The organism is Flammeovirga aprica JL-4 (assembly GCF_012844305.1).
Taxonomy (GTDB): Bacteria; Bacteroidota; Bacteroidia; order Cytophagales; family Flammeovirgaceae; genus Flammeovirga; species Flammeovirga aprica.
In genome coordinates this window covers 1-2,230 of record NZ_JABANE010000251.1, presented here as the reverse complement: position 1 = coordinate 2,230, position 2,230 = coordinate 1, and the positions used below count along the sequence as shown (strand labels likewise).

3 protein-coding genes are annotated in these 2,230 nt (G+C 29.8%); all 3 read right to left on the bottom strand.

All coding sequences use genetic code 11. The features are described 5' to 3' along the window. Nucleotides 1-587: 587 nt before the first annotated feature. On the bottom strand, nt 588-1,121 hold the full coding sequence (locus HHU12_RS33575; RefSeq protein WP_169661091.1) for a hypothetical protein: 534 nt from the start codon (nt 1,119-1,121) through the stop codon (nt 588-590). A gap of 34 nt (nt 1,122-1,155) precedes the next feature. Beyond that, nucleotides 1,156-1,371, bottom strand: a complete 216-nt coding sequence (locus HHU12_RS33570; protein WP_169661090.1) for a hypothetical protein — start codon at nt 1,369-1,371, stop codon at nt 1,156-1,158. Nucleotides 1,372-1,565: 194 nt separating this feature from the next. After that, complete coding sequence (locus tag HHU12_RS33565) at nt 1,566-1,913, bottom strand: glyoxalase/bleomycin resistance/extradiol dioxygenase family protein (RefSeq protein WP_169661089.1); 348 nt, start codon at nt 1,911-1,913, stop codon at nt 1,566-1,568. Nucleotides 1,914-2,230: the final 317 nt, after the last annotated feature.

Below are 2,230 nucleotides of genomic sequence, written 5' to 3'. Positions count from 1 at the left end.
AGTGTATTCAGAAGAGGACTTAATAAAGTGAGAGAGATGATTAAAAGTGTTGATTTCAAAGACTTTACAAATATGATTTCTCATTTTAGGATGAACTATCTAAAAATCATCGGGTAGAGTAAGGTATTGCTATCACGGGTATAAGTTTTTTTACTCTGATCAAAAAATTATATTTTCTAAAGCAGAAAATTGCTAACACTAAGGCTAGAAATATTGTAGGTATAAAAACTATTATGATTAAAGTTAACGTTTCAGAAAGTATAGTAATTATTAGATCTTCAATATCACCTGATGAAGAATGTTCGAATGCCATGAAATATATGGGAATATTGAGGTAAATTAGTGCCCCTACAATTATCCAATAGTGTTTAGTTTTCATATTATTTTTTTTAAAGACAGTATTTGATACTTCAATAGTATAATTTCTAAAACTCCTTATGCGTCCTATATTCACCCAAAATATTACGCATTTCTTCATAAAATTGATTCCTATCAAAATCCTTTGGTTTAAGTTTTACGGAATCAACACCTTTTGTAGCTTCAATTTATCAATTATTTTCATTAAGATGCGTAGCAGTTCATCTTGATTACCAGCTTTCACTGTACTTCTTATTCGCCTTATAGGCTTCCACTTCCAAAGGTGCATTATCATAACCATATTCAGCCAGGTCTGAAAAGTGTTGAGTTATGACACTTTCTAAACTAGATCTTTCTATCTGAAGTACATGCACAAGTTCGTGTGCTAATTTGGGTCTAGTCAAATCAAAATCTTTTCGAATGTAAATAGAGTATCCAAAAGCTTGTGCATTATTAATTATCCCTTCACCAATAAACCCAAGAGCTTCACCAAGTGTTTTTAAAGCAAAGTTTTCATAAGGAAACGGCACTTCATCAACGAAAACCAATCTTACTTTTTCTGGGTGTACAATTCCAATATCAGAAGCTAATAATAATGCTTTGTCGTCTAAAGGAACACCTAATTCTAATCCTTTTCTATCCGTCTCATATGCCCAATCTATATACTGAGGCATCAAAACTCCAGAGATAATTTGCTCATAAGAAAATACTGTGGCAATGGCTATTACCACCACTGACAATGAAATATATTTTATTATTTTCATCTTCTTTTTAAGTTATTGTTTTTAAATAGAATGCTTATTCTTCCTTCAAATACTTATAGATTCGATACCCTTCTTTCTGTACAAAACCATCAGGCATATATCCTTTTTTTAAAATACCATCTACAAGAATTGTTATATTAATTCCCATAGGATCATTTAATTGATCAGAAATAGCGAGTGTTTCTTCATTTTTATTGAAGGAAATCTCAACATAATTTCTTGCATCATTTAGATTGTTAAATACTTTCATTTTTGAAGATTCTGTATGTATGATAATATAAGAGTAACTAAAGTTATTTGATGTTTAAGAGCATGTTTAAAACATCATTTTTAGTAAAAGCCCAACCTTTCAAAACGTGAGATTATTAATTTCATCACAGCCTAAAATGGAGAATTTTTACTTCAAAAATATTTATCTCAAACATGCTCTAAATTTTTTATTCTTTAGGTATTTTTTAATTCGATTTTCCGTCCATCCAAGTCTTGTAAAACTGAAATCATCCCCCATTCCGTTTCCTTTAATTTTGATTTTATTATCCAATTAGAGTTTTCTATCTCCATCATTTTAACTTCAAGATCATTTATATCAAAACCTATTCTAATAGAGTTATCAGCTTTCTCCATGGATTTTGTCAATGGGTAGATTTCAAACACAAAACCATTTTTTTCTGCAGCATAATGATAAGGCCCATTTCCGTGTTGGTGATAGTCAAAATCAAACCCCAGCATTTCATATTGAGCCTTAAGTAAACTAGGTTCTTTTGTTCTTATCACTAATAGATTGATAGTCATCAAACTTTCTTTTTATCGTTTCTTTAAGTATTGCTTATAATTTAAAGTTTAAATGTAGTGTTGCCTCTGAAATTTTCAAATACTCACTAACAATTTGATTCATAAAAAATTTAAGGCTCTATGATTAGATGAAACAACAAAAGGTAACCTCTAAATAAAATTGCCTTTTTATATTTAAAGTTTATCACGGTTGAATATGTAATAGTTTTTCAAAATCAACTTTGCTGCATCATTAGCCCACGACTGAACCTTAGGTTTGTATATCAATCATTACTTGTAATATTCCAAGAAGGAGGTTTACTTAGTAAGAGGGTTTA

Bases quoted from the DNA above. Each gene is read 5' to 3' on its own strand.
- HHU12_RS33570 (WP_169661090.1), bottom strand. From the start codon at position 1,371: ATGAAAGTATTTAACAATCTAAATGATGCAAGAAATTATGTTGAGATT.
- HHU12_RS33565 (WP_169661089.1), bottom strand. From the start codon at position 1,913: ATGACTATCAATCTATTAGTGATAAGAACAAAAGAACCTAGTTTACTT.
- HHU12_RS33575 (WP_169661091.1), bottom strand. From the start codon at position 1,121: ATGAAAATAATAAAATATATTTCATTGTCAGTGGTGGTAATAGCCATT.